Annotated in this window: 24 protein-coding genes; 13 read left to right on the plus strand and 11 right to left on the minus strand. The window is 69.8% G+C overall.

The features are described from left to right. Positions 1-29 precede the first annotated feature (29 nt). From ACFCVM_RS17875 to ACFCVM_RS17890, 4 genes are read left to right on the plus strand one after another with little or no spacing between them, the layout of a single operon-like run. Positions 30-986 (plus strand): ABC transporter permease, encoded by a 957-nt coding sequence (locus ACFCVM_RS17875; protein ID WP_375838078.1) that lies wholly within the window; start codon positions 30-32, stop codon positions 984-986. After that, positions 983-1,843, plus strand: coding sequence for an ABC transporter permease (locus tag ACFCVM_RS17880; protein ID WP_375838079.1), 861 nt, complete (start codon positions 983-985; stop codon positions 1,841-1,843). The genes ACFCVM_RS17875 and ACFCVM_RS17880 overlap by 4 nt, the downstream gene beginning before the upstream one ends. Continuing rightward, entirely contained in the window at positions 1,840-3,561 is a 1,722-nt protein-coding gene (locus ACFCVM_RS17885; RefSeq protein ID WP_375838080.1) for a dipeptide ABC transporter ATP-binding protein, read from the plus strand. The genes ACFCVM_RS17880 and ACFCVM_RS17885 overlap by 4 nt, the downstream gene beginning before the upstream one ends. A gap of 45 nt (positions 3,562-3,606) precedes the next feature. After that, complete coding sequence (locus ACFCVM_RS17890) at positions 3,607-4,872, plus strand: flavin-dependent oxidoreductase (protein ID WP_375838081.1); 1,266 nt, start codon at positions 3,607-3,609, stop codon at positions 4,870-4,872. 9 nt (positions 4,873-4,881) lie between these two features. Here ACFCVM_RS17890 and ACFCVM_RS17895 read toward each other — a convergent pair whose 3' ends face one another. From ACFCVM_RS17895 to ACFCVM_RS17915, 5 genes are all read right to left on the minus strand, one after another. Continuing rightward, on the minus strand, positions 4,882-5,523 hold the full coding sequence (locus ACFCVM_RS17895) for a GntR family transcriptional regulator (protein ID WP_375838082.1): 642 nt from the start codon (positions 5,521-5,523) through the stop codon (positions 4,882-4,884). Between the two features lie 56 nt (positions 5,524-5,579). Then, positions 5,580-6,458 carry a cytochrome c biogenesis CcdA family protein gene (locus ACFCVM_RS17900; RefSeq protein ID WP_375838083.1) on the minus strand — a complete coding sequence of 293 codons (879 nt, stop codon included), beginning with the start codon at positions 6,456-6,458 and terminating at the stop codon, positions 5,580-5,582. Next, positions 6,455-7,222 carry a DsbA family protein gene (locus ACFCVM_RS17905; protein WP_375838084.1) on the minus strand — a complete coding sequence of 256 codons (768 nt, stop codon included), beginning with the start codon at positions 7,220-7,222 and terminating at the stop codon, positions 6,455-6,457. Before ACFCVM_RS17905 ends, ACFCVM_RS17900 begins: the two co-directional genes overlap by 4 nt. A 38-nt stretch (positions 7,223-7,260) precedes the next feature. Beyond that, on the minus strand, positions 7,261-8,535 hold the full coding sequence (gene ectB / locus ACFCVM_RS17910; protein ID WP_375838085.1) for a diaminobutyrate--2-oxoglutarate transaminase: 1,275 nt from the start codon (positions 8,533-8,535) through the stop codon (positions 7,261-7,263). Between the two features lie 142 nt (positions 8,536-8,677). Beyond that, complete coding sequence (locus ACFCVM_RS17915) at positions 8,678-11,887, minus strand: putative Ig domain-containing protein (RefSeq protein WP_375838086.1); 3,210 nt, start codon at positions 11,885-11,887, stop codon at positions 8,678-8,680. A gap of 158 nt (positions 11,888-12,045) precedes the next feature. Between ACFCVM_RS17915 and ACFCVM_RS17920 the strand changes: the two genes are divergently transcribed. Further along, positions 12,046-13,167: an ROK family protein gene (locus ACFCVM_RS17920; protein ID WP_375838087.1), complete on the plus strand. Its 1,122-nt coding sequence runs from the start codon at positions 12,046-12,048 to the stop codon at positions 13,165-13,167. Positions 13,168-13,171: 4 nt separating this feature from the next. On the opposite strand, the gene ACFCVM_RS17925 is transcribed toward ACFCVM_RS17920, so the two are convergent. Together ACFCVM_RS17925 and ACFCVM_RS17930 are read right to left on the minus strand one after the other, a co-directional pair. Then, complete coding sequence (locus ACFCVM_RS17925) at positions 13,172-13,681, minus strand: hypothetical protein (RefSeq protein ID WP_375838088.1); 510 nt, start codon at positions 13,679-13,681, stop codon at positions 13,172-13,174. Positions 13,682-13,791: 110 nt separating this feature from the next. After that, entirely contained in the window at positions 13,792-14,844 is a 1,053-nt protein-coding gene (locus ACFCVM_RS17930) for a LacI family DNA-binding transcriptional regulator (protein ID WP_375838089.1), read from the minus strand. Between the two features lie 160 nt (positions 14,845-15,004). On the opposite strand from ACFCVM_RS17930, the gene ACFCVM_RS17935 reads away from it, so the two are divergent. The 6 genes from ACFCVM_RS17935 to ACFCVM_RS17960 all read left to right on the plus strand — a co-directional run bounded on the left by ACFCVM_RS17935 (position 15,005) and on the right by ACFCVM_RS17960 (position 21,364). Further along, on the plus strand, positions 15,005-16,648 hold the full coding sequence (locus tag ACFCVM_RS17935; RefSeq protein ID WP_375838090.1) for an ABC transporter substrate-binding protein: 1,644 nt from the start codon (positions 15,005-15,007) through the stop codon (positions 16,646-16,648). A 28-nt stretch (positions 16,649-16,676) separates the two neighbouring features. Further along, positions 16,677-17,624, plus strand: a complete 948-nt coding sequence (locus tag ACFCVM_RS17940) for an ABC transporter permease (RefSeq protein ID WP_375838091.1) — start codon at positions 16,677-16,679, stop codon at positions 17,622-17,624. Then, positions 17,621-18,556, plus strand: a complete 936-nt coding sequence (locus ACFCVM_RS17945; RefSeq protein ID WP_375838092.1) for an ABC transporter permease — start codon at positions 17,621-17,623, stop codon at positions 18,554-18,556. The genes ACFCVM_RS17940 and ACFCVM_RS17945 overlap by 4 nt, the downstream gene beginning before the upstream one ends. After that, positions 18,556-19,386 carry an ABC transporter ATP-binding protein gene (locus tag ACFCVM_RS17950; RefSeq protein WP_375838093.1) on the plus strand — a complete coding sequence of 277 codons (831 nt, stop codon included), beginning with the start codon at positions 18,556-18,558 and terminating at the stop codon, positions 19,384-19,386. Before ACFCVM_RS17945 ends, ACFCVM_RS17950 begins: the two co-directional genes overlap by 1 nt. Beyond that, entirely contained in the window at positions 19,383-20,210 is an 828-nt protein-coding gene (locus ACFCVM_RS17955; RefSeq protein ID WP_375838094.1) for an ABC transporter ATP-binding protein, read from the plus strand. Before ACFCVM_RS17950 ends, ACFCVM_RS17955 begins: the two co-directional genes overlap by 4 nt. 62 nt (positions 20,211-20,272) lie before the next feature. Next, positions 20,273-21,364, plus strand: a complete 1,092-nt coding sequence (locus tag ACFCVM_RS17960) for a C45 family autoproteolytic acyltransferase/hydolase (RefSeq protein ID WP_375838095.1) — start codon at positions 20,273-20,275, stop codon at positions 21,362-21,364. A 7-nt stretch (positions 21,365-21,371) separates the two neighbouring features. Here the strand turns inward: ACFCVM_RS17960 and ACFCVM_RS17965 are convergent, their stop codons facing one another. Further along, entirely contained in the window at positions 21,372-21,839 is a 468-nt protein-coding gene (locus tag ACFCVM_RS17965) for a VOC family protein (protein WP_375838096.1), read from the minus strand. A 77-nt stretch (positions 21,840-21,916) separates the two neighbouring features. Beyond that, complete coding sequence (locus ACFCVM_RS17970; protein WP_375838097.1) at positions 21,917-22,369, minus strand: Lrp/AsnC family transcriptional regulator; 453 nt, start codon at positions 22,367-22,369, stop codon at positions 21,917-21,919. Between the two features lie 102 nt (positions 22,370-22,471). On the opposite strand from ACFCVM_RS17970, the gene ACFCVM_RS17975 reads away from it, so the two are divergent. After that, on the plus strand, positions 22,472-23,104 hold the full coding sequence (locus ACFCVM_RS17975) for a LysE family translocator (RefSeq protein WP_375838098.1): 633 nt from the start codon (positions 22,472-22,474) through the stop codon (positions 23,102-23,104). A 21-nt stretch (positions 23,105-23,125) separates the two neighbouring features. Here the strand turns inward: ACFCVM_RS17975 and ACFCVM_RS17980 are convergent, their stop codons facing one another. After that, complete coding sequence (locus ACFCVM_RS17980) at positions 23,126-24,160, minus strand: NADPH:quinone reductase (protein ID WP_375838099.1); 1,035 nt, start codon at positions 24,158-24,160, stop codon at positions 23,126-23,128. 87 nt (positions 24,161-24,247) lie between these two features. Between ACFCVM_RS17980 and ACFCVM_RS17985 the strand changes: the two genes are divergently transcribed. Further along, positions 24,248-24,799, plus strand: coding sequence for an AAA family ATPase (locus tag ACFCVM_RS17985; RefSeq protein WP_375838100.1), 552 nt, complete (start codon positions 24,248-24,250; stop codon positions 24,797-24,799). A gap of 4 nt (positions 24,800-24,803) precedes the next feature. Here the strand turns inward: ACFCVM_RS17985 and ACFCVM_RS17990 are convergent, their stop codons facing one another. After that, complete coding sequence (locus tag ACFCVM_RS17990) at positions 24,804-26,069, minus strand: hypothetical protein (protein ID WP_375838101.1); 1,266 nt, start codon at positions 26,067-26,069, stop codon at positions 24,804-24,806. Between the last annotated feature and the right edge of the window lie 71 nt (positions 26,070-26,140).

Genomic DNA, 26,140 nt, shown 5'->3' on the forward strand with positions numbered 1-26,140 from the left:
ATCCACCTCGGCGGAGCGGCGGTCTCTCGATGACCACGCTCCGCCGGGTGGCGGGCAAGCTCGGCGGCCTGCTCCTCACGCTCTTCCTCGCATCACTGCTCGTCTTCTTCTCCCGCTTCCTCGTGCCAGGCGACCCCGTCAGCTTCCTGCTGCGCGGCCGGAAGCCCAGCCCTGAGGCCGTCGCGCTCGTGACGGCCCAGTACGGGCTCGACCTCCCGCCCTGGCAGCAGTACCTCAACTGGCTGACCGGCGTGCTGCAGGGCGACTTCGGTCGTTCCCTGCAGTACCGGCAGGATGTCTCGCAGGTGATCGGCGACCGCCTGCCGGTGACCCTCGGCCTCGTCGTCATGGCCGGCACGATGATCGCGATCGTCGGCCTCACCTCCGGCATCATCGCGTCGCTGAACCGCGGCAAGGTGCTCGACCGGGCCGTGCTCATCGGTCTCACCGTGCTCGGCGCCATCCCGTCGTTCGTCGGCTCCATCGTGCTGATCGCGATCTTCGCGGTGCAGCTCGGCTGGTTCCCGTCGTTCGGCTCGGGCGAGGGGTTCCTCGACACGATCTATCACCTCGTGCTGCCGTCGATCGCGCTCGCGATCGTGTTCGTCGTGCTCGTCGGCAAGGTCACCCGCTCCTCGATGGTCGAGCAGCTCGGCCGTGAGCACGTCGAGGTCGCCACGAGCCGCGGTCTCAAGCGGGGCACGGTCATCCGTCGGCATGTCTTCCGCAACTCGATCGGCCCGATCCTCACCGTCAGCGGCGTACTCGTGGCCGGCCTCCTCGTTGCGAGCTCGATCGTCGAGGCGGCGTTCGGCCTCGCCGGCATCGGCTCGCTCCTCGTCGCATCGGTCGACCGTCTCGACTTCCCGGTCGTGCAGGCGATCGTGCTGCTCATCGTCACGGCGTTCGTCGTCGTGAACGCCATCATCGACGTCCTCGAACCGTGGATCGACCCCCGAGCCGCTGCAGGAGCTGGTGCCCGATGACGACTCCCACCCTCGCCATGAAGGTGCTGCGAGCCCCGCGGGTGCGTCGCTCGAGCACCACGTTCCTCGTCAGCGCCGTGTTCCTCGGCGCAGTCACGCTCGCCGCGATCTTCGCGCCGTTCATCGCCCCCTACGCCCCCAACCAGGTCGACCTGCTCAACGTCCAGGCGGGCCCGAGTCCGGCCCACTGGCTCGGCACCGACGCGCTCGGCCGAGACACCCTGAGCCGGATGATCTACGGTGCGCGCACCGCGCTGCTGGCGCCGCTGCTCGTCGTGGTCTTCTCGACGGTCGTCGGCATCCTGCTCGGACTCCTCGCCGGATGGCGGGGCGGCTGGATCGACTCGGTGCTCGGTCGCATCTTCGACGTGATCTTCGCGTTCCCCGCGCTGCTCATCGCGATCATGGCGGTCGCGCTGTTCGGCAAGGGCCTCGTCGCCCCGGTCATCGCGATGAGCATCGCCTACGCCCCCTTCGTGGCGCGCCTCACGCGCTCGCTCGTGGCCTCGGAGCGCTCACGCCCGTACGTGTCGGCGTACCGGGTGCAGGGATTCGGCGGTGCGTTCATCGCGCTGCGCCGAGTGCTGCCCAACGTCATGCCGATCGTCGGGGCCCAGTCGACACTGAACTTCGGCTACGTGCTCGCCGAGCTCGCCGCCCTCTCGTTCCTCGGCCTCGGCGTCCAGGCGCCGACCGCCGATTGGGGCGCGATGGTGAACGAGGCGCAAGCCGGCCTCATCGGCGGCTACTTCCTTCCGGCGCTCGTGCCCGCGGTCGCGATCGTGCTCGTCGTCGTCGCGGTCAACGTGATCGGCGAAGAACTCTCGGACCGCATCGGAGGCGAGATCCCCGCATGACACTCCTCGACATCGCAGAGCTCACGCTCGACCTGCCGAACGGCAGGCGACTGCTCGACGGCATCAGCCTCACGGTCGCCGAAGGCGAGACCGTCGGCCTCGTCGGCGAGTCGGGCTCGGGCAAATCGCTCACGGCCCGCTCCGTGCTCGGCCTGCTGCCGAGCCGCGCGACGATGGGCGGATCGGTGCAGCTGCTCGATCAGTCGGTGCTCGACGCGAGCAAGAAGGATCTGCTCGAGCTGCGGCGCACCCGGGCATCGATGATCTTCCAGGACCCGAGGGCCGGCATCAATCCCATGCGCACGGTCGGCGACCACCTCACCGAGACGATGCGACTCTGCGATGGCCGCTCGGCCGCGGAGGCGAAGGCGGTCGCGATCTCGCTCATGGAGGCGGTGCGCCTGCCGCGCCCCGAGGAGCACTTCCACCAGTATCCGCACGAGCTCTCGGGCGGAATGCTGCAGCGCGTCATGATCGCCGGTGCGCTGACGAGCTCGCCGCGACTGCTCATCTGCGACGAACCGACGACCGCGCTCGACGTCACGACGCAGGCCGAGATCATCGGGGTGCTCGCCGAACAGCGAGCGAGCCGCGGCATGGGCATGCTCTTCATCACCCACGACCTGAACCTCGCGGCCGCGATCTGCGATCGCGTCTACGTCATGAGCGCGGGCCGGGTCGAGGAGCAGGGCGATGCCCGTCAGGTGTTCCGCAACCCGCAGGCGGCCTACACGAAGCGACTCGTCGCGGCCACGCCCACGATCATCGTCGCGCGCAATTCCGCCGCGACGGTCGATCCGGGCACGGATGCCGCTGCGATGACGACTTCGGCGGCGATCGGTGCGGCGGCGGCGACGGGCGAGGCATCCGATTCGGCTTCGGCCGAGCCGATGCTCTCGGCGAGCGGCATCTCGAAGACGTACGTGCGCCGGGGCAAGGAGCCGGTGCACGCCGTCATCGACGCCTCGATCGAGATCCCGCGCGGCGGTGCCCTCGGCGTGGTCGGCGAATCGGGCTCGGGCAAGTCGACCTTCGCCCGCATGATCGTGGGGCTCGAACAGGCGGATGCCGGCGACATCCGCATCGCCGGACGCGAGCGCACCTCAGTGCCGAGCTCGCGCGTCGAACGGCTCGAGCACGCCCGCTCGGTGCAGATGGTCTTCCAGGACCCGTACCTGTCGCTCGACCCGCGCATCACCGCCGGCAAGGCGATCGAGGACGCGATGCGACTGCACCGCCGCCTCAGCACGACCGACGCTCGGGCACGTGTCATCGACCTGCTCGAGCAGGTCGGACTCGGCGACGTGCACGCCCAGGCGCGACCGCGCACGCTCTCGGGCGGGCAACGGCAGCGCGTCGCGATCGCCAGGGCCCTCGCGATCGAACCCGACGTGCTCGTCATGGACGAGGCGACGAGCGCGCTCGACGTGTCGGTGCAGGCGCAGGTGCTCTCCCTCGTCGAGGAGATCCGTCGCGAGCGCGGCCTCACGGTGCTGTTCATCAGCCACGACCTCGCGGTCGTGCGCCGCCTCTGCGACGAGACGGTGGTCATGAAGACCGGCGCGATCGTCGAGCGCGGCCGCACGGTCGAGTTGCTCGGAGATCCGCAGCATCCGTACACGCGGCTGCTCATCGACTCGGTGCCGCGACCCGAGTGGAACCTCGAGGCCGTGACCGCCGAGGCGAGCGAGCTCGAGGACCCCGTGTCGCAGAACTGAGCGCGCCCGAGCCCTGCACCGAACCATCGACTGGAGAACCACACCATGAACGTCCTCATCGCGGGAGCCGGCATCGGCGGCCTGACGACGGCTCTCTCGCTGCATGCAGCAGGCATCGACGACGTGACCCTGTACGAATCGGTATCCGAGATCCGGCCGCTCGGCGTCGGCATCAACCTGCTGCCGCACGCCGTGCGCGAGCTCACCGAGCTCGGCCTCGGCGACGAGCTCGCAGCGCTCGGCGTGGCCACGAGCACGCTGTCGTACTTCAACCGCCACGGTCAGCAGATCTGGACCGAGCCGCGCGGGCGTGCCGCCGGCTACGACTGGTCGCAGTACTCCGTGCACCGGGGGCGCCTGCAGCTCCTGCTGCGCGACGCCGTGCTCGAGCGTCTCGGCGCCGATGCTATTCGCCTCGGCAGCCCGGTCGGCGACGCCCGCAGCGAGGGTGCGCGCTCGAGCGTCGCGATCGTCGGCGGCCCGGATGCCGGCACGCGGGTCGCGGCCGACGTCGTGATCGGCGCCGACGGTATCCACAGCGCATTGCGCCGCCAGCACTATCCAGACGAGGGTGCGCCGGTGTGGAACGGGTTGATCCTCTGGCGCGGCACGGCACGCGTGCGACCGTACCTCGACGGGCTCACGATGATCATGGCGGGCGACGCGATGCAGAAGTTCGTGGCCTACCCGCTGTCGGCGGTCGGTGACGACGGGCTGCAGACGGTGAACTTCATCGCCGAGTACCGCTCCGACGACCCCGAGCCGGGCGCGAGCGACTGGAACCGCGGCGCCGACCCGAGCGCCGTGCTCGGTCGCTTCGCCGACTGGGACTTCGGCTGGCTCGACGTGCCCGCCGTCATCGGCGCCGCCGACGAGATCCTCGAGTACCCGATGGTCGACCGCGATCCGATTCCGGCCTGGACCTTCGGTTCGCAGACCCTGCTCGGCGACGCTGCGCATGCGATGTACCCGATCGGCTCGAACGGCGCGTCGCAGGCGATCATCGATGCCCGCACGCTCGCGTTCCAGCTCGGCACGATCGACTCCGTCGAGGTGGCGCTCGGCGCCTACGAGTCGGAGCGTCGCCCCCGCACCACGGCGATCACACTCAGCAACCGGTCGATGGGGCCGGAACAGGTCATGCAGCTGGCCTACGAGCGGGCGCCCGGCGGCTTCGGCGACATCGAGCTCGTCGTGCCGTACGCCGAACGCGCCGAGATCGCGAACCGGTACAAGGAGGCGGCGGGCTTCGTGCCCGAGCTGCTGAACCGGCGCGCGAGCCTCACGGTGCCGGTGCGGGGCGACGACTGACGCTACCGCTCAGATCGGGCCCAGTTCGGGTCCGTGCGTCTCCATCAAGTGGGTGCGCAGGGCCTCGGCGAAGCCCGCCGGATCGTCGTCGCGCAGTCGTTCGACGAGGGCGCGGTGCTCGTCGATGACCTGGTCGGGCCGCTCGAAGAGCGAGTCCCGGTGCGCGCTCAGCAGCAGGCGCTGCCTCGCGGTGAGCCGGTCGCCGATCTCGGCGAGGGTGCGATTGCCACCCGCCTCCACGAACGAGCGGTGGAACGCGATGGTCAGCGTCACGAATCCATCGAGGTCGCGCGCCGCGAGGGCGGCGCGCTGCGCCTCGAGGCCGGGCTCGAGTCGGTCGGCGAGCGCCCGTCTGGCAGCCGTGGTCGCGCGTTGCACACCGGCGGCCTCGAGGATCAACCGCGCGTCGGCGAGGTCGGCGATCTCCCGGTCGCTGAGCGAGCGGACGAGCGCCCCGCGCTTCGGGTAGATCGTGATCCAACCCTCGTCCTGCAGACGCATGAGGGCGGCCCGAACGGGCGTGCGGCTCATGCCGAGCTGCGCGGCGAGCTCGTTCTCGCTGAGCATGGTGTCCGGCCGATGCGTGCCGTCGAGGATGGCGGCGCGGATCGCGGCGCGGGCGCGCTCAGCTGCGCTGTCGACGGTCGGCATCCCACCATCATGGCGCTGCGGCGGCCCCGGTGCATCCGGGGTCGGTGTCGCGACCGTCACGAGCGGTCGCCTTCGCCGGCGCCGACGGATGACTCGGGGGAGCCGGTGGCCGAGGCATCCGCTCGCCGTGCCGTCGCCGTGCGCCACCGATGGATGCCCCATGCGCACGCCAGCGCCGCGACGGCGATGCCGGCGAAGACGAGGTCGGGCACGCCTGCCGTGCGCTCGAGCACCCAGCTCTCGAGCGCGAACTGCTGCGAGGCGCCGAGCACGCCGCCGAGCGAGGCGGTGCCCTCCGTCACGATGAGCAGCACGCCGATGCCGATGCCGAGGAGGCCCCCGACGATCTGGGTCCAGGTGTTGGTCCAGCGGCCGATGCGCACCGTGCGCGGGCGCAGCATGCCGCGGAGCCGCGGCGACCGGGACCATGCGACGGCCAGCACGAAGAGCGGCACGGTCATGCCGAGTGCGAAGACGGCGAGCACGATACCGCCGTAGAGCGGCTGTCCGCCGAGCGCGGCGAGGGCGAGCACCGAGCCGAGCAGCGGGCCCGCGCACACCCCGGCCAGTCCGTAGACGGTGCCGAGCAGGTAGACGGATGCCACGCCGGTGCCCTCGGCCGCACCGCTGCGGGTGAATGCGGGCAGTGGGATGCCGACGAGTTGCACCGCGCCGAGCACGATGATCACGATCGCGGCCACCGTCACGAGCGTCGTGCGGTTCGTGCTGACGAACGCGCCGACGGTGCCGGCGAGCACGCCGATCGGCACGAGGGTCGTGATGAGGCCGAGGTAGAACACCCCGGTTCGGGCGATGAGCCGGCTCGGGCTCGTGAACGCGTAGGCGAAGAACGCCGGCAGCAGCATCACCGAACACGGGCTCAGCAGGGTCAGGACGCCGCCGACGAGGGCGCCCGCGAGCCCGAGGTCGATCACTCGCCTGCCGCGGCCAGCTGCTCGTCGAGGAGGGCCCGGAAGTTCTCGATCGGCTGCGCGCCGGCGATCGCCTGGTCGCCGGCGACGAAGAACGGCACGCTCGTGACGCCGAGCTTCTGGGCGGTGTCGGTGCTCGCGAGCACGGCGTCGCGGAGATCGGCGCGGTCGAGGTCCTGTTCGAACTTCGCGAGGTCGGGCACGCCCGCGGTGGCGGCGAAGCCGATGAGCTTCTCGCGGGGCATGTCGGGGTGGCCCTTCTCGGGCGCGGCCGCGAAGACGGCCTCGAGGTACTCGGGGAACCTGCCCTGCTCGCCCGCTGCGCGGGCCGCGACGGCGGCATCGACCGACTCCTCGCCGAAGAACGCGACATCCCGGAACTCGTAGCGCACGAGGCCCTTCTCGACGTACTCCTCGAAGATCGTCGGCAGCGTCTGGTTCGTCACGACCGCGCAGTAGGGGCAGCGGAAGTCGGCCCACTCGACGAGCACCACGGGGGCGTCGACGTCGCCGATCGCGAGCGGGTCGTCGGGGTCGCGGGTCGCGATCTCGGAGCCCGCGCCGGAACCCGAGCCCGAGGCATCCGCTGCCGGTGTCTGCGTGGCGTCGGCGGTCGCGGCCTGCTCGGTGCCGGGCACCGACTGCGCGATCACGACGACGAGCAGGAACGCCGTGACCGCGCCGAGCACGACGTTCAGGATGCGCGCGGAGCGGAGCTTGCGCGCGAGCGGGTGGACGGGCTTCGGTGCAGGGGAGTTCGTGGACATCGCGGCCTAGGATACATGTTGAATCCTAGGCCGGGCTGTCAGGCCGAGAGCACCGCGTCGAGGCTCTCGCGCACGATCGCGAGACCGCGACGCAGCTCGTCGTCGGTGATCGTGAGCGCCGGCAGGAACTTCAGCACCTCGTCGAAGGCGCCCGAGGTCTCGATGACGAGGCCCCGCGTGAACGCCTCCTTCGAGATGCGGCCGGCGAGCGTGCGGTCGGCGTCGCACGCGAGGCCGTACATGAGGCCGCGGCCGCGCGGCACGAGACCGAGCTCGGGGTGCTCGGCGGCGATGGCGTCGAGTTCCGCGCGCAGCAGCGCCGACTTCGCGGCCACGGCATCGGTGAACTCCGTGTCGGCCCAGTACGTCTCGAGCGCGACGCGCGCCGAGATGAAGGCGAGGTTGTTGCCGCGGAACGTGCCGGTGTGGGCGCCCGGCTTCCACACGTCGACCTCGGGGCGCAGCAGCACGAGCGACATCGGCAGGCCAGAGCCCGAGATTGACTTCGAGACGGTCACGATGTCGGGCACGATGCCGGCGGCCTCGAAGGCGAAGAACGTGCCGGTGCGGCCGACGCCCGCCTGGATCTCGTCGAGGATCAGCAGGATGCCGCGCTCGGCGGTCAGCGCGCGGAGTCGCTGCAGCCACGGCACGCTCGCGACATTGATGCCGCCCTCGCCCTGCACCGCCTCGACGATGACGGCGGCGGGCAGGTCGAGTCCCGATCCGGGGTCGTCGAGCATCTTCTCGAGCAGGTCGAGCGTGTCGACGTCGGCGCCGAGGTAGCCGTCGTAGGGCAGGCGTGCGACGTTGTCGAGCGACTGCCCGGCGGCCTCGCGGTAGTGGTGGTTGCCGGTCGCCGCGAGGGCGCCGAGGCTCAGGCCGTGGAACGCGTTCGTGAAGGCGACGACCGTCGACCGGCCGGTGGCCTGGCGCGCGACCTTCAGCGCGGCCTCGACCGCGTTCGCGCCGGTCGGGCCGGTGAACTGCAGCTTGTGGTCGAGCCCGCGCGGCTCGAGCACGAGGCGCTCGAACGCCTCGATGAATGCGCGCTTGGCCGAGGTCGCCATGTCGAGCCCGTGGATGATGCCGTCGCGTTCGAGGTACTCGATGAGGGCGCGGGTGAACGCGGGGTTGTTGTGCCCGTAGTTCAGCACGCCGGCTCCGGCGAAGAAGTCGAGGTACTCGCGGCCGTCGGCGTCGACGAGGGTCGAGCCGCTCGCACGGTCGAAGACCGTGGGGAATGCGCGGACGTATCCGCGGACCTCCGACTCGCGGCGGTCGAAGACGTCGAGGTTCGCGGCGTCGCTCATGGCGGCATGCTCCTTCTGCAGGTCGGTGACGGTGCTTCGAGCCTAGATCGTCCGGCTGGGCGCTCCGTGCGACGGCAGCGCGACAGAAGGGCGGGCCGACCGGAGACCGGTCGGCCCGCCCTCGTGCGGGGTCGGCGGCGCCTCAGCCGATCGCGACCGAGAACACGCGCATCGAACCGTTCGCCGGCAGGGTGATCGTGTAGACGTCCTTGGCGGGGTCGAGCTCGACCGAGTCGTAGAAGACGCGGTAGTGGTACCCGTGGTTCGCGGGGCCCGACGGGGTGTTGCGGTAGCGCGACGACACCACGGCGTCCTCAGCCACTTCGCCCGCCCAGTTGTTGAACGACACCTCGAACGGCTGGGTCGATCCGTCGCGGTACGTGATCGTTCCAGTGCCGACCTGCGGGCCGACCGCGCTGCCGAGCAGGCCGAGCTTCGTGCCGTCGCCGCCCACCTCGAACGTGGCGGTGCCGGCGACGCTGTTCGGCTCGCCGACCGCCGACGGCCAGGTGAACGACAGCCCGTCGTGCTCGAATGCCGAGCCGGCGACGAGGCCGGCGGCCGCGAGCGCCTGCGCCGAGTAGCTGTTGCCCGAGCCGTCGAAGTTGGCCGTGCGTGGTGCAGCGTCGTCGGAGATCGAGACCCGGTTGTACGCTGCGGCGATGTCCGCGAGCGGCAGCTCGATCTTCGCCGTGCGGGTCAGCTCGTTGTCCTTCGAGCCCGGGTGGTCGAACAGCACCCGCGTCGACACTGAGACCGTGCGCGCTGCGCCCTCCTGCTCGGTGAGCTGCAGCTCGACGGTGACGCTCTCTCCGGCGTCGAGCTTCCTGACCTTCTCGAGCTCGGGCGAGATCGCCCAGCCGTCTCCGGCGGAGGCCTCGATGCGCACGTTCTTCATCGCGTGCGTCCCCGCGTTCTTCACGGTCACGGTGACCGGGGCGCTCGGCTCGAGCGGCATGTCGAGCTGGACGTCCGCTCGGGGCGTGAACGGTCGAACCTGCAGCTTGAACTCCTTCGAGGAGTCCGCGATGCCGGCGCTGCCGTGCGCGGTCACGGTGAAGCGGCTCGAACCGGGCTTCTCGGCGATCCCGATGATGCCGCCGGTGTCGGCGTTCAGCTCGAGACCCATCGGGAGCGAGCCCGCGGTGACCTCGTAGCGGATGGTCGCCGGCGAGTTGGACTCGACGACCTGTCCGTAGAGCGTGCCCGCCTCGGCGTCGGCCAGGGACTCGGTGACGATCGCCGGCTCGGGGACCGAGACCGACTGCGGTTCGCCGATCGGAGCGCCCGAGGCATCCAACTGCTGCAGCGACCAGGCCCGGTCGGCCGACACCATGGTGAGGTGCCAGTTCGTCGAGCGGTCGCGGAGCGCCTCACGCTGCTCGGCCGTGAAGGCGCCGAGGTTGCGCGCGGTCTCCCACTGCTTGATCGCGTCGAGCACGAGTGCTGTCTGGGCGCCGCCGTTGGCGAGGCTCGAGACCGAGGTCTGGAGTCCGGTGCCGGCGTCGAGGCCGGCCGCGCGAGCGAGCTTGCCCTCGATGCTCAGCAGGCTCTCATTGCCGGCGAGGTGGATCCAGCCCATCATCGGCGGGAGGTAGTTCGCGTTGTAGAACGCGTTGTTGAGGAAGACCTGGTCCATGCTCGTCGAGGCGACTTCGCCCCAGCTCGCGCGCGACAGGCCGTCCCAGGCGTTCGAGGTCATGCGGCTCGTCTCGGAGATGAAGCCGTCGTGGTCGTCGACCTGCGCGTATGTGCCGTTGACCATGCGTGCGATGCCGTAGCCGCCGTAGCCGGCCTGCGAGGCCGACTCGAGGCCGTCGAACGACATCGCGCGGATGCCGGTGCCGTTCCACATGTCGGCGAAGCGCTTCGAGATGTCATCGATGATTCCGAGGTCGCCGAGGGCGCCGCCGTACTGGTTCTGCAGCAGTCGGGCTGCCGTCGCGCCCGACTCGTGGGCGACGGCGGCCGAACCCCAGCGGCCGCGCGTGAGGCCGGTCACCTCCCACTCCTCGCCGACCTGCCGGAACGAGGTGTAGTCGATGAACTCGTCGCCGATGCGGAGCTTGCTGCCCAGCGCGCCGGCGGCGAGCAGTGTCTCGTCGTCGAGGTAGAGCACCCGGTCGCCCGCGGCGAGCGGGCGGGTGAGTTCGGCCCGGGCGCCGAGCGCGAGGCGGTCGTCGGCCGGGCGCGGCTGAACGTAGGCGTCGTTCGCCGCGACGAAGTCCGACAGGGTGTGCACGCCGATCTTGACACCGAGTTCATCGGCGCGGTCGACGAAGTCGGCGACCGCGGCGTCGCTGCCGCCCAGTGAGGAGTCGAACTCGTAGTGGCCGGTGGCCTTCCACGGGCCGGCGGCATTCGGCAGCGAGTAGAGGTACTCGAGGCCCGCGGCGCCGGCGTACTTCGCGGCGGAGTCGAGCGTCGAGGTGCGCAGGTCGCTGAGCACGAGGAACGACTGCGACGTCGCCTGGGCGACCTTCTGCCACTGGCCGTCGATCGTCGGGTACGGCAGGGATTCGCCCTTCGAGATGGTCGACAGCACGGTGGGCACCATCGACGGCGTGCTGCCGAAGACCGCGATCTTCGACCCCACGACGGTCGAGTCGGGCAGCGGTCCGACCGGGATCCGGTAGCCGTTCGGCTGGGCGCGCAGGCGCTCCGACGAGTAGTCGAACGAGAACGCTCGCAGCGCGGTGCCCCAGGGAGCAACCCCGGCGACGCTCCACTCCTCGAGCGGGGCGACCTCGAGGTCGGACGGGTTCGAGCTCATCTCGCCCTGCCACCCGATCTCGCGGTACTCCTGCGGCCATCCGCCCTCGGTGGCGTCGTTCAGCGGTCGCACGCCGATCGCGAAGTCGTCGTCGCGCACGACGCCGACCGTCTCGCCGACGGTCTCCGTGATCGAGGTGGGCAGCGGGCCCCACAGGAGCGACTCGACGTCGGTGCCCTCGGGCGCGCGGACGTCGACCACCTCGAGCGTGGTGTAGCTCGCCGAGGCGTCGATCGCGACCTCGATCTCGTAGCCGGCCGAGTCGTCGGAGAAGACGAGCGTGCCACCCTCCTGCGTCACGTCGGTCGGAACCTCCTGCACGCCGTCGATGACGAGGCTCACGAGGGGCGCCCGCTTGTCGGCGGCGAGGTGGTTCTCGCCGAGGCGCTGATCGACGAGGCTCGTGACGGTGCCGGCGGCGTCGAGGCCGATCGACAGTGCACCTGCGGTGACGGTGACGCCGTCGGGCGAGGTCGGAGCCGCAGCCTCGGCGGAGGACGCCGAGCTCAGAGCTCCGGTGGTCGCCACGGCGACGACCGATGCGATGGTCAGCGCTTGGAGCGCTGCATGTCTCTTCATTGAAACTCCCCGGGGAAGATACTTGGACAGGACTGTCGACGGCGACACGACCGTGTTCGCCGTATCCGGATTAATTATTCAGCTAGCATTAATAATTAACGCTCGGAGTCAAGCAGCTCGGCAGATGCCTGTCAATCCCCGACCGACGAGGAAGATCGATGAGTGCAGGGACCAACCCGCTCGTGAAGCGCCAGAACGCCGTGGCGGTGCTCCGCCGGCTGCGCGGCGTCGAGTCGAGGAGCTTCACCGAGCTCAGCGAGTCGACGCGCCTGTCGCGACCGACGGTCGAAGACGCCGTCGCGGAGCTGATCTCCGATGGCCTCGTGGTCGCGATCGCGCCCGAACCGGTCTCCAACCGCCCGGTCGGTCGACCGGCGAAGCGGTTCGCGTTCCGTGCGGAGGCCGGGCTCGTCGTCGCCTGCGAACTCGGCGTTCACGAACTGCGACTGATGCTCGCCGACCTCGACGGGGTGGTGCTGGCCCGCAGCGAGCACGGCATCGACGCCGAACTGCCCGCCACGGGTCGCCTCGAGGCCATGACCACGGCGGTCTCCGCGTTGCTCGCGGAGCACGACCGGACACCGGCGGAGGTCTGGGCGATCGCCGTCTCGACGACGGGCATCGTCGATGCGAACGGCACTGTCGTGCGGAGCTCCCGCCTCGCCGACTGGGCAGGCACCGACATCGCGGGCGCATTCGAGCGGATGGCTCCGCATGCCGCCGTCGCGGTCGGCAACGACGCCCGGTGCGCTGCACTCGCCGAGCACTGGCTCGGCGCGGGAACCGGCCTCGACGCGTCGGTCACGGTGCTCGCGGGCACGACGATGGCCGCGGCGATCACGATCGACGGCAAGCCCTACCTCGGGCGGCACGGGGCCTCGGGCGAGATCGGCGGGCTTCCGGAACTCGGCTGGCCGCGCGCAGCAGCCGCCCTGCGGGAGTTCGCGAACGCCGGCGGCGTGCTCGACGGAGACGAGGACGAGCGCAGCGGCGCCGCGCTCGCCGAGTTCATCGAGCACTTCGCACTGGGCCTCATCACGCTGGTGACAGTGCTCGACACCCCGCGGCTGATCATCGCGGGAGAGCTCGCAGGGGTGGGCGACCGCCTCATCCACCCGCTCCAGGCGCGCCTCGACGCAGCATGCCTCTTCCCGGTCGAGGTCGTGGCCTCGACGCTCGGCACCGATGTCAGCGTGCTCGGCGCGCTCCGGCTCGCGCTGAACGACGTCGACGCCTGGCTCTTCGACGCCGAGCGGGAGCGGCGGTCGGTCGCGTCCTGACGGCTCAGCCCTGCTGCATCGGGGAGATGTCGATGTCGACGGCGCCGAACGTGAACGGGATGGGGAAGTACCCGCCGCCGTCCCATTGATCGAGCGGGATCATCCAGAACGAGACGTGCGTGATCACGAGCCAGGTCGCCGTGACCGCGACGATCACGAGGGCCGCTCGGTCGAGCGTGCGGAGGGCGGCGGCCTCGGTCGCCGAGGACTTCAGTACCCGGGTGATCGCGACGAGAACGATCACGGCGATCGCAAGGAAGACGATGCCGCTCGGTTGCAGTGTGACGTTGATGCAGTTCGGAGCGACGTCGGTCGGCTGGCCGCCGGCGTCGATGAAACCGCCGCCGCCCGTCACTCCGCCGGGGCATCCGCCCTTCGAGGCGTTGCCGAGCACACTGTAGGCGAGGCCGGTGCCGAGCGCGCAGAACAGCAGGCTGCGGGTACGGCGGAGGATCGCCGCGCCGGGCAGCACGGACTGCGCGGCGCTGTGCGGTCGGTCGAGGGTCTCGGGCATGGGACTCCTGTCATCGGGTGCCTGTCATGCTGGCAGCGGCGGCGATGCGGGCGCAAGGGTCGGCACCTGAGACATCCGTGCCCGGAAGCCGGCGGGCCCGGGCGGTGTGCTCAGGCGTTCGCGAGTTCGGCGTCGCCTCGACGCCGTGACGTCGACTCGCGGACCACGAGTTCGCTGGCCGGGTCGAGGTTCGACCAGGCGACGGGCTCGCCCTCGAGGATGCGGATCAAGGCGTCGACGGCGAGTCGTGCCGTTTCGACTGGCCGGAGGTCGAGCGCGGTGATCGTCGGAGTCGACGTCCGGTTCATCACCGCATCGGAACCGGCGACGACGACGAGATCTTCGGGAACATCGAGGCCGAGTTCGCGGGCGCCTGCGACGAATCCGGCTGCATGTCGACCGGTCAGGCAGTACACGCCGTCGGGTGGGGCCTCGCCCGACAGGAGTTCGTGCGCGACCATGCGCCCGCCTTCCACGCCGAGCGTCTCGTCGATCGAGCGGTGGATCGCCTCGACTCCGTGCCGGGCGGTCCATCGCTCGTAGCCGTCTCGCGCGAATACGTTCCAGGCGTTCTCGTCGGTGCCGGTCACGAGTGCGATCCGCCGCGCGCCCGCATCGCGAAGATGGTCGAGCACGAGGGCCGTCTCGCGCTCGGTCTGCTGCACGAACGCGGGGAAGGCATCGGGTCGCGCCGGGTCGACGCCGATCGCCACGAACGGGATCCGCTTGCGATCGAGCAAGGTGAGCGCGGGGTCGTTCCGGATCGGGGCCTCGACGAGACATCCGTCGGCGGCGAGCGAGGACGGCGGGGCTCCCGGCTTCGACGGGTCCGTGATGAGCATGAGCGAGTATCCGTGGTCCATCGCGGCCAGGGCGGCGGAACCGGCGAATCGAAGGAAGTAGTCGACGCCTTCGGGCATCGCCGTGTCCAGCGACTCGAGCGGGCGGATGAGCAGCGAGATCACTCCGAGCTTCGATTGGCGCAGCCCCCGTGCGACAGCGTTCGGCTCGTAGCCGAGTTCATCGGCGACTCGCTTGACCCGCGCGATCGTGGCTTCGCCGATCGTGCCCTTGCCGTTGAGCGCATTCGAGACCGTCGTCCGCGAGACTCCGGCGCGCTCGGCGACGTCGTTGATCGTTGGTCGCGCGGCTTCGAGGGACATCGGGCAAGCGTAGCAACCGATCCATGTCGATCGCGAACAGTTTCCTGGAAGAGGAATCGATTCAGAGAATCGATTTACAAGAATCGATTCATCAGCTATCGTCGCCGTAGCTCATCGCCCGCTCGGCGAGGGATTCAACGAAGAAGCTCAGGAGGACACAGTGAAAACCGGAACGACGAGAGCATCGATCGCGGTCATCGCGGTCGCGAGCCTGGCGCTCGCAGGCTGCACGGCGGATCGGGGCAGTGGCTCCGCAACGACACTGGACGACGGCGAGCTCCTGCAAGTCACACCCGCTGCGACTGGCGAGATCGACACGGTCAAGTGGAACTCGACGTACGGCGAGCTCGCCACGCTCGACCCGGTCAAGGCGTTCAACTACCCCGAGAACACGATCATCTCGAACCTCTGCGAGTCGCTGTTCCAGATGCAGCCCGACTTCTCAGTCGAGCCGAACCTCGCCGAGAGCTTCGAGGTTCTCGACGACAGCACTCGCTATGTCTTCCGAATCCGCGACGACGTCACGTTCTGGGACGGCACTCCGATGACCGCCGACGACGTCGCCTACAGCCTGAACCGGCATCTCGACCCCGCCGAGGGCAGCTACCTCGCGTCGAGCTTCGCCGATGTCACCGGCATCGAGAAGACGGGCGAGTGGGAAGTGACGCTCACGCTGTCCGAGCCGAACACCATCCTCGACGAGGAACTCTCGACGAACCTCGGCGCCGTTGTACAGCAGAAGCAGCGCGAGGCCGCCGGAGAGAACTACGGCAATCCCGAGGCCGGTGTCATGTGCACGGGACCGTTCCAGGTCGGCGAGTGGAAGCAGGGCCAGTCGATCTCGCTCGATCGCTACGACGGGTACTGGAACACGGGCAAGCGCGCCAAGGCGAAGGAGGTCGAGATCGGATTCGTGGTCGACCCCACCGCCATCGCGACGGGCCTGTCGACCGGAGAGATCCAGGGCTCGTACGACGTACCGCTGCCTGCGCTCGGCCAGCTCTCCTCGAGCAGCACCGGGGCGATGTCCTACGGACAGGGCATGCAGATCATGGCCATCATCTCGACCGGCAACGGCACATTCGGCGACCCTGCCGTGCGGCGCGCGCTCACGCGAGCGACCGACCGTCAGGCCATCGCGGACACCGTCTACGAGGGCACAGGAACCCCGTCGCGCTCGATCGTGCCGCAGGGGCCGTGGAACCGTTACCCCGATGTCGCCGAGCAGCGCGACGCCGAGCTGCCCGACCTGAGCCACGACCTCGACGCCGCGAAGGCCGAGCTGGAGTCCGCGACCGTCGACCTCTCGCAGCCGATCAAGATCGCCTACCCGAGCGAGCGAGCGTTCTACGCCGACATCCTCAACGAGATGGCGAACGGGGCGAAGGAGCTGGGCCTCACCCTCGAGCCGACCGGAGTGCCGAGTGCGCAGTTCGGCGCGTTCTTCTCCGACCCGGAGGCGCGCAAGGGCTACGACGGCTTCGTCACCACGAACTACCTGAGCAGCCCGTCACCGCTCGCCCACCTCGACAATGTCGCCTACACGGGAAGCCAGCAGAACTACTCCGGCTTCTCCGACCCGGCGATCGACGCCGCGATCGACGCCGCCTACGCCGAGAGCGACCCCGAGAAGCGGGCCGAGCTCACGGTCGAGGCCGAGGCGCTCGTCATGCAGCAGCAGCCCTGGGTGCCGATCAACGACCTCGCGGTGCGGCTCTACCTCGACAAGTCGGTGACCGGCGTTCCCGCCTCCTTCATCTACCTGTACTACCCCTGGGCGGCCGACCTCGGCTCGGCCGAGTAGTCGGGGTGCGCACGGGAAGGGATCGTCCATGATCTACGTACTGAAACGCGTCGTCGCGCTGGCGCTGGTACTGCTCGTCTCCAGCTTCATCGTGTTCAGCGGCATGTACCTCGCTCCGGGCAGCCCAGAGCAGTTCCTCGTGCAGGGCCGAACGGTGACCCCGGAGGTGCTCGAGGTCATCCGGGCGCAATACGGTCTGGATGATCCCTTCCTCGTGCGCTATTGGAACTGGCTGATCGATGTGCTCCACGGAGACTTCGGCAGGTCGCTCGTCACTCAGCAGGACGTCTCGACCCTCGTCGAGTCGCGCCTGCCGACGACCCTCTTCCTCGCCACGTATGCCGCGATCCTGATCGTGTTCGTCGGCGTCGGCCTCGGCGTACTCGCGGCGACGCGCTCAGGTGCCTTCGAGAAGATCGTGGTGTTCGGGTCGAACCTCGGGTTCGCCGTGCCGACGTTCTTCGCGGCACTCGTGCTGATGGCCGTGTTCGGATCGAATCTCGGCTGGTTTCCGGTCTCGGGATCGGGAGAGGGGTTCACAGACCGCATCTGGCACCTGACACTGCCGGCGATCGCCTTGGCGTTCCCCGCCATCGCGGTCGTGGCGAGGATCACCCGCACCGCCGTGCGGGAGGAACAAGGTTCGGAACACGTGGTCATGGCGATCGCGCGCGGCGTGCCGAAGCGCATCGTGCTCGGTCGGCACACGCTCCGCAATTCGCTGCTGCCGGTGACCACCGTGCTCGGCACCAACATCGCCGGCCTGTTGGCGAGCGCTTTCGTGATCGAGTACGCATTCACTCTCGACGGCATCGGGTCGCTGCTCGTGAACTCGGTGCAGAAGAAGGACTTCGCGGTCGTGCAGGCGATCGCGCTCATCATGGTGCTCGCGTTCGGCCTCATCAATCTCATCGTCGACCTGCTCTATGCGGTCATCGATCCGCGCGTGCGCTTGGCGAAGAAGGTGTCGGCATGACGAGACAGCAGACCAGCATGGAGCCGCCGACGAACACCGTCAGCCAGGACACCGTCTCGGTGCAGGCGGTGCGCCGGCAGCGCCTCGACGGCCCGGTGTCGGGCTGGAACCGTTTGCGACGGCGCCTCGGGACGCTCGGCCTCGTCTGCGTCGGGCTGCTCGCGGTCGTCCTGCTCACGACGATCTTCGCGCCCGCCATCGCACCCTATGACCCGTATGCGGGCTCGGTCATCGACCGGCACCTCCCGCCGAGCCCCGAGCACTGGTTCGGCACCGACCAGTCGGGTCGCGACATCTTCTCGCGCATCGTCTGGGGCGCGCGCACGAGCCTCATCGGACCGACGATCGTCGTACTCGTCGCCGCCGCCGCCGCTGTGACGCTCGCGCTCACGGCGGTGTGGTTCGGCGGCCGCGTCGACGCGTTCATCGGACGCGTCCTCGACATCCTCTTCGCGTTCCCGAACATGTTGCTCGCGATCCTCGCGGTCGCGATCTTCGGTCCCTCGCTCCTGACCGCCTCGATCGCGCTCGCGATCGGCTTCACGCCGTACTCGGCCCGGGTCATCCGCTCGGTCGCCTTGCGAGAACGGAACCTGCCCTACGTCTCCTCGGCGCAGCTGCAGGGCATCTCGGGCTTCCTCATCACAGTGCGCCACATCCTGCCGAACGTGCGCACGCAGATCTTCACGGGCATGACGATCAACTTCGGCTACGCGATGATCGACCTCGCCGCACTCTCCTTCCTCGGGCTCGGCGTGCAGCCGCCGACGCCCGACTGGGGTCTCATGGTCTCGAACGGGCAGGCCTCGCTCATGCAGGGGTACTGGGAGCAGAGCGTCTTCGCAGGCCTCGCGATCGTGATCACCGTGGCCGCACTCGGCTACGTCGGCGAGCAGCTCGGCGGACGCCGCGCTGCGGGAAGGACCCGCTGATGCTGAACGTCGAAGGGCTGACGCTCGCCGTCACCGATCCCGACACGGGCCAGGAGACTGAGATCCTGCGCGGGAACTCGTTCTCGCTCGGCCAGGGCGAAGCGCTCGGTCTCGTCGGCGAGTCGGGCTCGGGCAAGTCGATGACGCTGAAGTGCATCCTCGGCATCGAGCCGCCCGGCTCGAAGGTCGGCGGCTCGATCGAACTCGGAGGAACCGACCTGCTCGCCGCGAGCGGCGAGAAGCTGCGGAAGATCCGTGCGAACGAACTCGCCCTCATCGCGCAGAACCCCCACGGTGCGCTCAATCCGGTGCTCCACGTCGAGCGGTTCCTTCTCGAGGGAATGGCGGATGCGAGGGGCATCCCCAAGGCCGAAGCGAAGGCGCGCGCCGCCGGGCTGCTGCGGCAGGTGGGCATCACCGACCCCGATCGGGTGCTGCGTTCCTACCCGCACCAGCTGTCGGGCGGCATGCTGCAGCGTGTCGTGATCGCCGGCGCCATCTCGGGCGAACCCCGACTGCTGCTCGCCGACGAGCCCACCACGGCACTCGACGTCACGACGCAGGCCGAGGTCGTCGCGATCCTCGACGAGAAGCGACGCGAGCACGGTCTCTCGATGATCTTCGTCTCCCATGACCTCGACCTCGCAGCCGCGATCTGCGACCGGCTCGCGGTCGTGAAGGACGGTGCGATCCTCGAGATCGGAACTCCCGAGGAGATCCGTGATCGGCCGAAGACCGACTACACGCGAGCGTTGATGGCCGCGAGGCCGCTCCTGCACCCGGAGGGGCGTGCGACCGTATTGCCGAACGGAACGGAGACCGACGTATGAGCGCAGATCTCATCCTCGAAGCGGTGGGCCTCCGCCGCACCTTCCACCTCAATCGCCGGTCGGGGGTCACCGCGCTCGACGACGTCTCGTGCGGGGTGCGCAGGGGCACGTGCCTCGCCGTCGTCGGCGAGTCGGGGTCGGGCAAGTCGACGCTCGCCCGTGTGATCGTCGGGCTCGAGTCCGCCGATGCCGGCGAGGTCCGCATCGACGGCGCCGAGGTCAGGCCCACCACGTCGAGATCGCGCCTGCGAGCCCGCGCCAAGCTCGTGCAGATGGTGTTCCAGGACCCGCAGGGCTCGCTGAACCGATCGCTCCCGGTGGCAGCCACCATCGACGAGATGCTGCGCGTTCACCGGCCCGACCTCGACCGCGCCGGCCGCCGGGCGCGCGTGCTCGACCTGTTCGCTGAAGTCGGCCTCACCGAGCGCCACGCCGATGCGAAGCCCTCGGCGCTCTCAGGCGGACAGAAGCAGCGGGTGGCGATCGCGCGGGCACTCGCGGCCGAACCCGAGATCATGGTGCTCGACGAGGCAGTCTCTGCACTCGACGTCTCGGTACAGGCGCAGGTGCTCGACCTGCTCGATCGCCTTCGCGGTGAGAAGGGCCTCACCTACCTGTTCATCACGCACGACCTCTCCGTGGTGCGCGCCGTCGCCGACGACGTCATCGTCATGCGTCGCGGGCGCATCGTCGAGCGCGGAACGGTCGACGAGATCCTCGACCGCCCCTCGCATCCGTACACCAGGCTTCTGCTCGAGTGCGCGCCCCGGCCGGGCTGGGTGCCGCGCCGTGGGGTCATCGAAGAGCTCGCCCAGCAGATCTGAAACCCGGCCGACGGGCGTACCCCTCGTGCCGCCGAACCACGCACATCCGAAGGAACGATCCATTGCACAGCATCACCGACCGCCTGCACGTCATCGCGAACGGCAGCGACCCACTCGAACGCGGTCGTGAGCGGGGTCTGCAGCTCAGCGCAGCCCTGCCCGCAGGACTGCGGACCTATCTCGAGCTCTTCGCGAAGTACGAGCTCGATGAGGCCGAAGTGCGCGAGCTCGCGATGCGCTGCGCCGACGCCGTCGCCGGATGGCGCCCGGAACGCCTCGCCGAGATGGACGGCATCGCCGCAGGCGCGGGCGTCGAGCCGTGGCACGTCTATGCGCTGAACGCCCGCACCGAGATCCTGTCGCAGGGGGTGGGCGCGGCTCCGGGCGAATGCTCGACCATCGGCCGTCGGGTGGAGCTCGGAGACGGCACCGTGCGCACCTTCGGGTTGCAGACCTGGGACTGGCATCACCAGCTCGACGGCGAATGGCACACCCACGAGACGCGTGGCGGCCGCTACGACTTCGCCGGCCTCACCGAGCACGGGATGCTCGGCAAGATCGGCGTGAACAGTGCCGGCCTCGCGCTGCACTTCAACATCCTCGGGCACCGCACCGACGGCGCCGGTGGTGTGCCGGTGCACGTGATGTCGGCGACCGTGCTCGAGGAGGCGGCTTCGGTGGAGGAGGCGGTCGAGCTCGTGCGCGACGCGCCCCGCAGCGCCTCGAGCTCGTTCACCCTGCTCGACACCGAGCGCGTCGTCACGACCGACATCACGCCGATCGGGGTGTTCGTGGTCGAACCCGTCGACGGCGTGGTGGTGCGCACCAACCATTTCCTGAGCCACGAGGCCCGGGCCGATGAGAAGACCGAGATCTACCAGCCCGACTCCAGCGAGCGCTACGACCTCATCGCGAGCCGTCTCGCCGACTATCCCGAGCCGCGCACCGATGACGAGCTGCTCGCGTTCCTCTACTCCGACCCGGGGCAGCCGCAGCTGTGCCACCGCCCCGACCTGACGCTGCCCTTCGGCGAGCGCTGGGCGACCCTGGCGACCGTGCAGCTCGATCCGGCTTCGCGCACGGCCCGCATCGCGAACGGCTCGCCGATCGACGCACGAGCGAGCGACTGGCGGACCCTCGTCGCTTCGCGGTGATCTCGCGTCAGGCGTTCTCGAGTTCGGCGATCACGACCTTCTTCTGCCGCATCATCACCTGGATCTGCTCGGGGCGCCGGGTCAGTTCGCCCATGTTCGCCGGGATGACCTGCCAGCTGACGCCGAAGCGGTCCTTGCACCAGCCGCACTGCTCGGACTCGGGCACGTGCGAGAGCTTCGACCAGAAGTAGTCGATCTCGGCCTGGTCTGCGCAGGAGACGATGAAGGAGATCGACTCGTTGAACTCGAAGAGCGGGCCGCCGTCGAGGCAGACGAAGTCGACGCCGTTCAGGCTGAACTGTCCGTTCAGCACCTTGCCCGACATGCCCGCGAAGTGCTCGTCGAGCGATTCGTCGGGATACTCGTCGATGCGCGTGATGCGCGAGTTCGGAAAGACCTCGACGTAGTAGTCCATCGCCTCGCGCGCCTGGTCGTCGAACCACAGGCACGGCTGGATGGGTGAGAGCTCGGCCATCGGGAACCTCCTCGTTCGGGCGATCGCTTCGACGGCCACGGTACGCCGAGCCGCCGACGGCGTCGAGGGCGCACAGCTCAGATCGGCAGCGGCCGGTCGTCGACGATCGTCTTCATGACGAGGGTGGACTCGACCCGGCGCACGCCCGGCAGGGCGGAGAGCCGTTCGTCCCACAGGCGCTGGTACGCGGGGAGGTCGGGCACGGCAACACGCAGCAGGTAGTCGGGATCACCGAAGAGCCGGAGCGCCTGGATCACCTCGGGGATCTCGGCCACGGCGGCGTCGAAGGCGGGGATCGTGGCCCGATTCGCCTGGTCCATCGTCACGAACACGAGCGCGCCGAAGCCCAGCCCGACGACCTCGGGATCGATGACGGCGCGGTAGCCCGAGATGGCTCCGGATGCCTCGAGCGCGTGGAGCCGGCGGTGGGTCGGCGACATGCTCAACTGCACCTTGGCGGCGAGGTCGGTGAGGCTCAGCCGGCCGTCCTGCTGCAGTTCGGCAAGGATTCTCCGATCGATGGCATCCATGGGGTGGATTCTTCCACGAAATGCCGCGTTCAGGGATGAATAGGGCGGCGGCTGCTCGCGCCATTCGCCTACATTCGTCGTGACCGTCGAAGGGAGGACATCGTGAACATCCAATTGCTGCTCGCCTGCTGGGCGATGATGACGTTCATGGTGCTCGTGCCCGGCCCCGACTGGGCGTACGTCATCGCCTCCGGCCTGCGCGACCGCAGCATCCTGCCGGCACTCGGCGGAATCCTCATCGGCTACCTCGCCGCGGTGGTCGCGGTCGCGGTCGGCGTCGGCGCAGCGGTGGCGGCGATGCCGTGGGTGCTCGTCGGCCTCACGTTCATGGCTGCGGGGTACCTGCTGTATCTCGGCGTTCGCGTGCTGATCGAGCCGCCCGCGGCGGTCGCGGGGGCGGCAGCACGGGGTTCCGACACGCGGCCGTGGCTCCGTGTCGTGCAGGGTGCGGGCGTCAGCGGCCTGAACCCGAAGGGCCTGCTCGTGCTCGTCGTGCTGCTGCCGCAGTTCACGGATGCCGCCGGCGCCTGGCCGATCCCGGTGCAGCTCGCGGTGCTCGGCCTCATCTTCGTCGGCAGCTGCGCCCTCGTCTACTCCGCGGTCGGCATGGGGGCGAAGACCGTGCTGCGCGCACGGCCGTCGGCCATGCGCCTCGTCTCCCGCATCTCGGGCGCTGCGATGGTCGTGCTCGCCGTGGTGCTCGTCGTCGAGCAGTTGTCGCACCTGCTCGGCTGACGCCGCTCGCCAAGGGGAGGATCAGGCGATGTCAGGGTCGACGTCGATGAGCACCTTGCCGACGGTGCCCGCCTCGACGGCGTCGTGCGCCTCGGCCGTGCGCTCGAGCGGGAAGCGGGTGATCGGCAGACCGGCGCTCTCGCCGACGGGCAGCGCGCCGTCGACGAGTGCACGGCCGATGTCCGCGGCGGCAGCCGAGAGCGCGTCCTGGCCGACGGTGTAGAGCAGCAGGAACTGGTAGCGCACGTTGAGCGCGAAGTGGCGGCGCACGTCGAGCGTCATCTCGGCGCCGCCGTCGGTCGCGTACACGGCGATCGACCCGTGGTTCGCGATGACGCTCGCGTTGAGCCCGGCATTGCGGGCGGGTGACACCTCGACGATCTGGTCGACACCGTGCGGGGCGATGGTGCGGATCGCGGCCGCGGCGTCGTCGGTGCGGTAGTTCACGACGTGGTGGGCTCCGGCCGCGGTCGCGAGAGCGGCCTTCTCGGGGGAGCTGACCGTCGTGATGACCGTGGCTCCCGACCAGCGGGCGAGCTGGATGGCCGCGTGCCCGACGGCGCCGGCGCCACCGGCGACGAGCACCGTGCGGCCGTCGAGCGCGCCGGGGCCGAGTCGGGACGGACCCGCCTCGGCGACGGTGAGCGCGCGGTGCGCCGTCATGGCGGGCACGCCGAGGGAGGCGCCGAGGTCGAAGCTCGCGGCATCCGGCAGGGGCACCACGTGCTCGGCGGAGAGCACCGCGAACTGCTGCGCTGTGCCGGTCGGTCGTTCGTGCGCAGCGAGATAGGCCCAGACCCGGTCGCCGACCGCGAACCCGGCCACGCCGCGGCCGACGGCGTCGACGACGCCGGCGCCGTCCTGGTTCGGCACGACCTCCGCGAACGGCGTCGCTCCGCCCGGCCGTGAACCGGCCCTCGCCTTCCAGTCGGTCGGGTTGACGCCCGACACGGCGATGCGCACACGCACTTCACCATCGCCCGGTTCGGGCATCTCCCGCTCGACGAGGTGCAGCACGGACGAGTCCCCGGTCTTGGCGTACGCGATCGCTCTCATGCAGTGGGCAACGCGGCGGGCGCCGAGAACCTTCCGATCCCGTCCCGTGATCGAGGCAGCGCGGGGTCGTGCCCCTAGAATCCGGGCATGCGCATCGTCGTCTCGGGCACCCACGCCAGCGGCAAGACCACGCTCATCGATGACCTGCTCGCGGTGCACGGCGAGTACGAGCGGTGGGGCGATCCGTTCGAGTTCGTCGACGACGCGCTCGACGAGCCCGATGCCTCGACGTTCTTCGAACAGCTGGTCTCGAGCGCACGGAGGCTGGCGGCGACGGATGCCACGGGGCATCCGGTCATGGCCGAGCGCGGGCCGATCGACTTCCTCGCCTACCTCGCCGCGCTCGTCGAGCTGCGACGCGGCGGCCGCTCGGAGGCGCTGCTCGATCGCGGATTCGGAATCGCGGCGACGGCGATGCGGCACGTCGACCTGCTCGTGGTGCTGCCGCTCGCGCACCGCGACGCGATCAGCATCGGCGACGACGAGGACCCCGAGCTGCGCGAGGCGATGAACGACGCGCTGCTCGAGCTGTGCGACGACCCCGACCTGGTCGGCGAAGGGACTCGGGTCATCGAGGTGAGCGGCGACCGAGCCGCCCGGTTGGCGATGGTCGAGGCCGCGCTCGCCGAGTACGGCTGAGCGGTCACGACGTCCGTTGCACGAGTTGCTCGGCATAGCGGTGCTGCCTGATGACCGTGCCGGCGAGATCGTACTTCAGCCAGCTCCCGAGCTCGGTGAAGAAGCTGTGCGAGAACCAGGCGTCGGGGTTGGCCCAGTGCAGCACGACCGGGTGGTGCGGAAGCCTGTTCTGATCGAATCGCTGCGAACTCCCGTTGACGAGACCGTCGGCGAGCACGACGTGGTCGAGCCGGGTCCGCATCACGACGGTGCGGCCCACGTGCGCTCGGATCGCCTCCCACTGCTCGTCCGGCCGCGGCAGGGCGGGGGTGTGCATGAGCACGAGCATGCGGATGCGCTCGCCATTCGCCGCCGCGGTCAGTGCGACGTTGCCGCCGTGGCTGTGGGCGAAGACGGTGTCGAACGGGGGGAGGGCGAGCGCGTTCCTCCAGATCGGCAGCTCGGCCGAGCCGACGTCTCGGGCGAACTGCGAGTACTCGCCGCTCCAGGTGTAGTAGTCGCTCTCGTCATAGAGGTTCGGGGTCGAGACGTCGCGGATGTGGTTGTGCAGCGGCTCACCCGGCGCATACCAGGGGTCCGCGGTGACCTGGGCCCACGTGCCGTGGATGGCGAGGCTCACCTCTGCGGCGGCGAAGGCCGTCGGAGCCCCACCGCTCGTCGGTGAGCGCGTCGGCTGCACCGGTTCCGACCCGCCGCCGTCGCTTCGGCGCAACGCGGTGTTCGCGATCGCGGCCACGTGCTCGTCGGCCGAGGTGGTCGCCCCCGCGAGCACCTCGTCGGCCGCGTCCAGCGCGCCGCTGCTGAACGCACGGAGCGCGGTCGCGGCGGCGACGCGCACGAGCTCGTGCTCGCTGCCGCGCGCGTGATTCAGCAGGGCGAGCAGCGACGGCACCGAGTGCGTCAGCTCGACGTTGTGCCAGAGCGCGAGTTCGTCGTCGGCTCGAGGCGGCGCCCCGCCCTGCCAGTCGCGGGCGTCGGATGCCCCGTGGTCCTGCAGTGCAAAGCGAGTGAGCCGGTCGAGGTTCGACTGGTCGCTCCAGAGCAGGTCGCCTTCGGTCGCCGGAACCACGAACGGCACGCCGAGCGTCTCGGCGTCATCGCGCACATCGGCGGTCTGCTCCCGCGATCCGAAGGCCGCGGTGCCCATCGAGAGGAAGTGGCCGGCCCGGCTGCTGACGGCGCCCGGGGAATCGCTCTCGAACGCCGCGGCGCCGAAGACGGGCGCGAATCGTTCGTCGGGTGCAGGTCGCGGTGGTTGCGCGTCGCCCATGGTTCCTCCCGCCGACGCCGGCTTCGGCCTCCCGCCGACGGCGTCCCGACGGCTCGATTGCGAGTCTGCTC

Origin of the sequence: Agromyces sp. NPDC056389 (assembly GCF_042262385.1) — a bacterium.
GTDB lineage: Bacteria > Actinomycetota > Actinomycetes > Actinomycetales > Microbacteriaceae > Agromyces.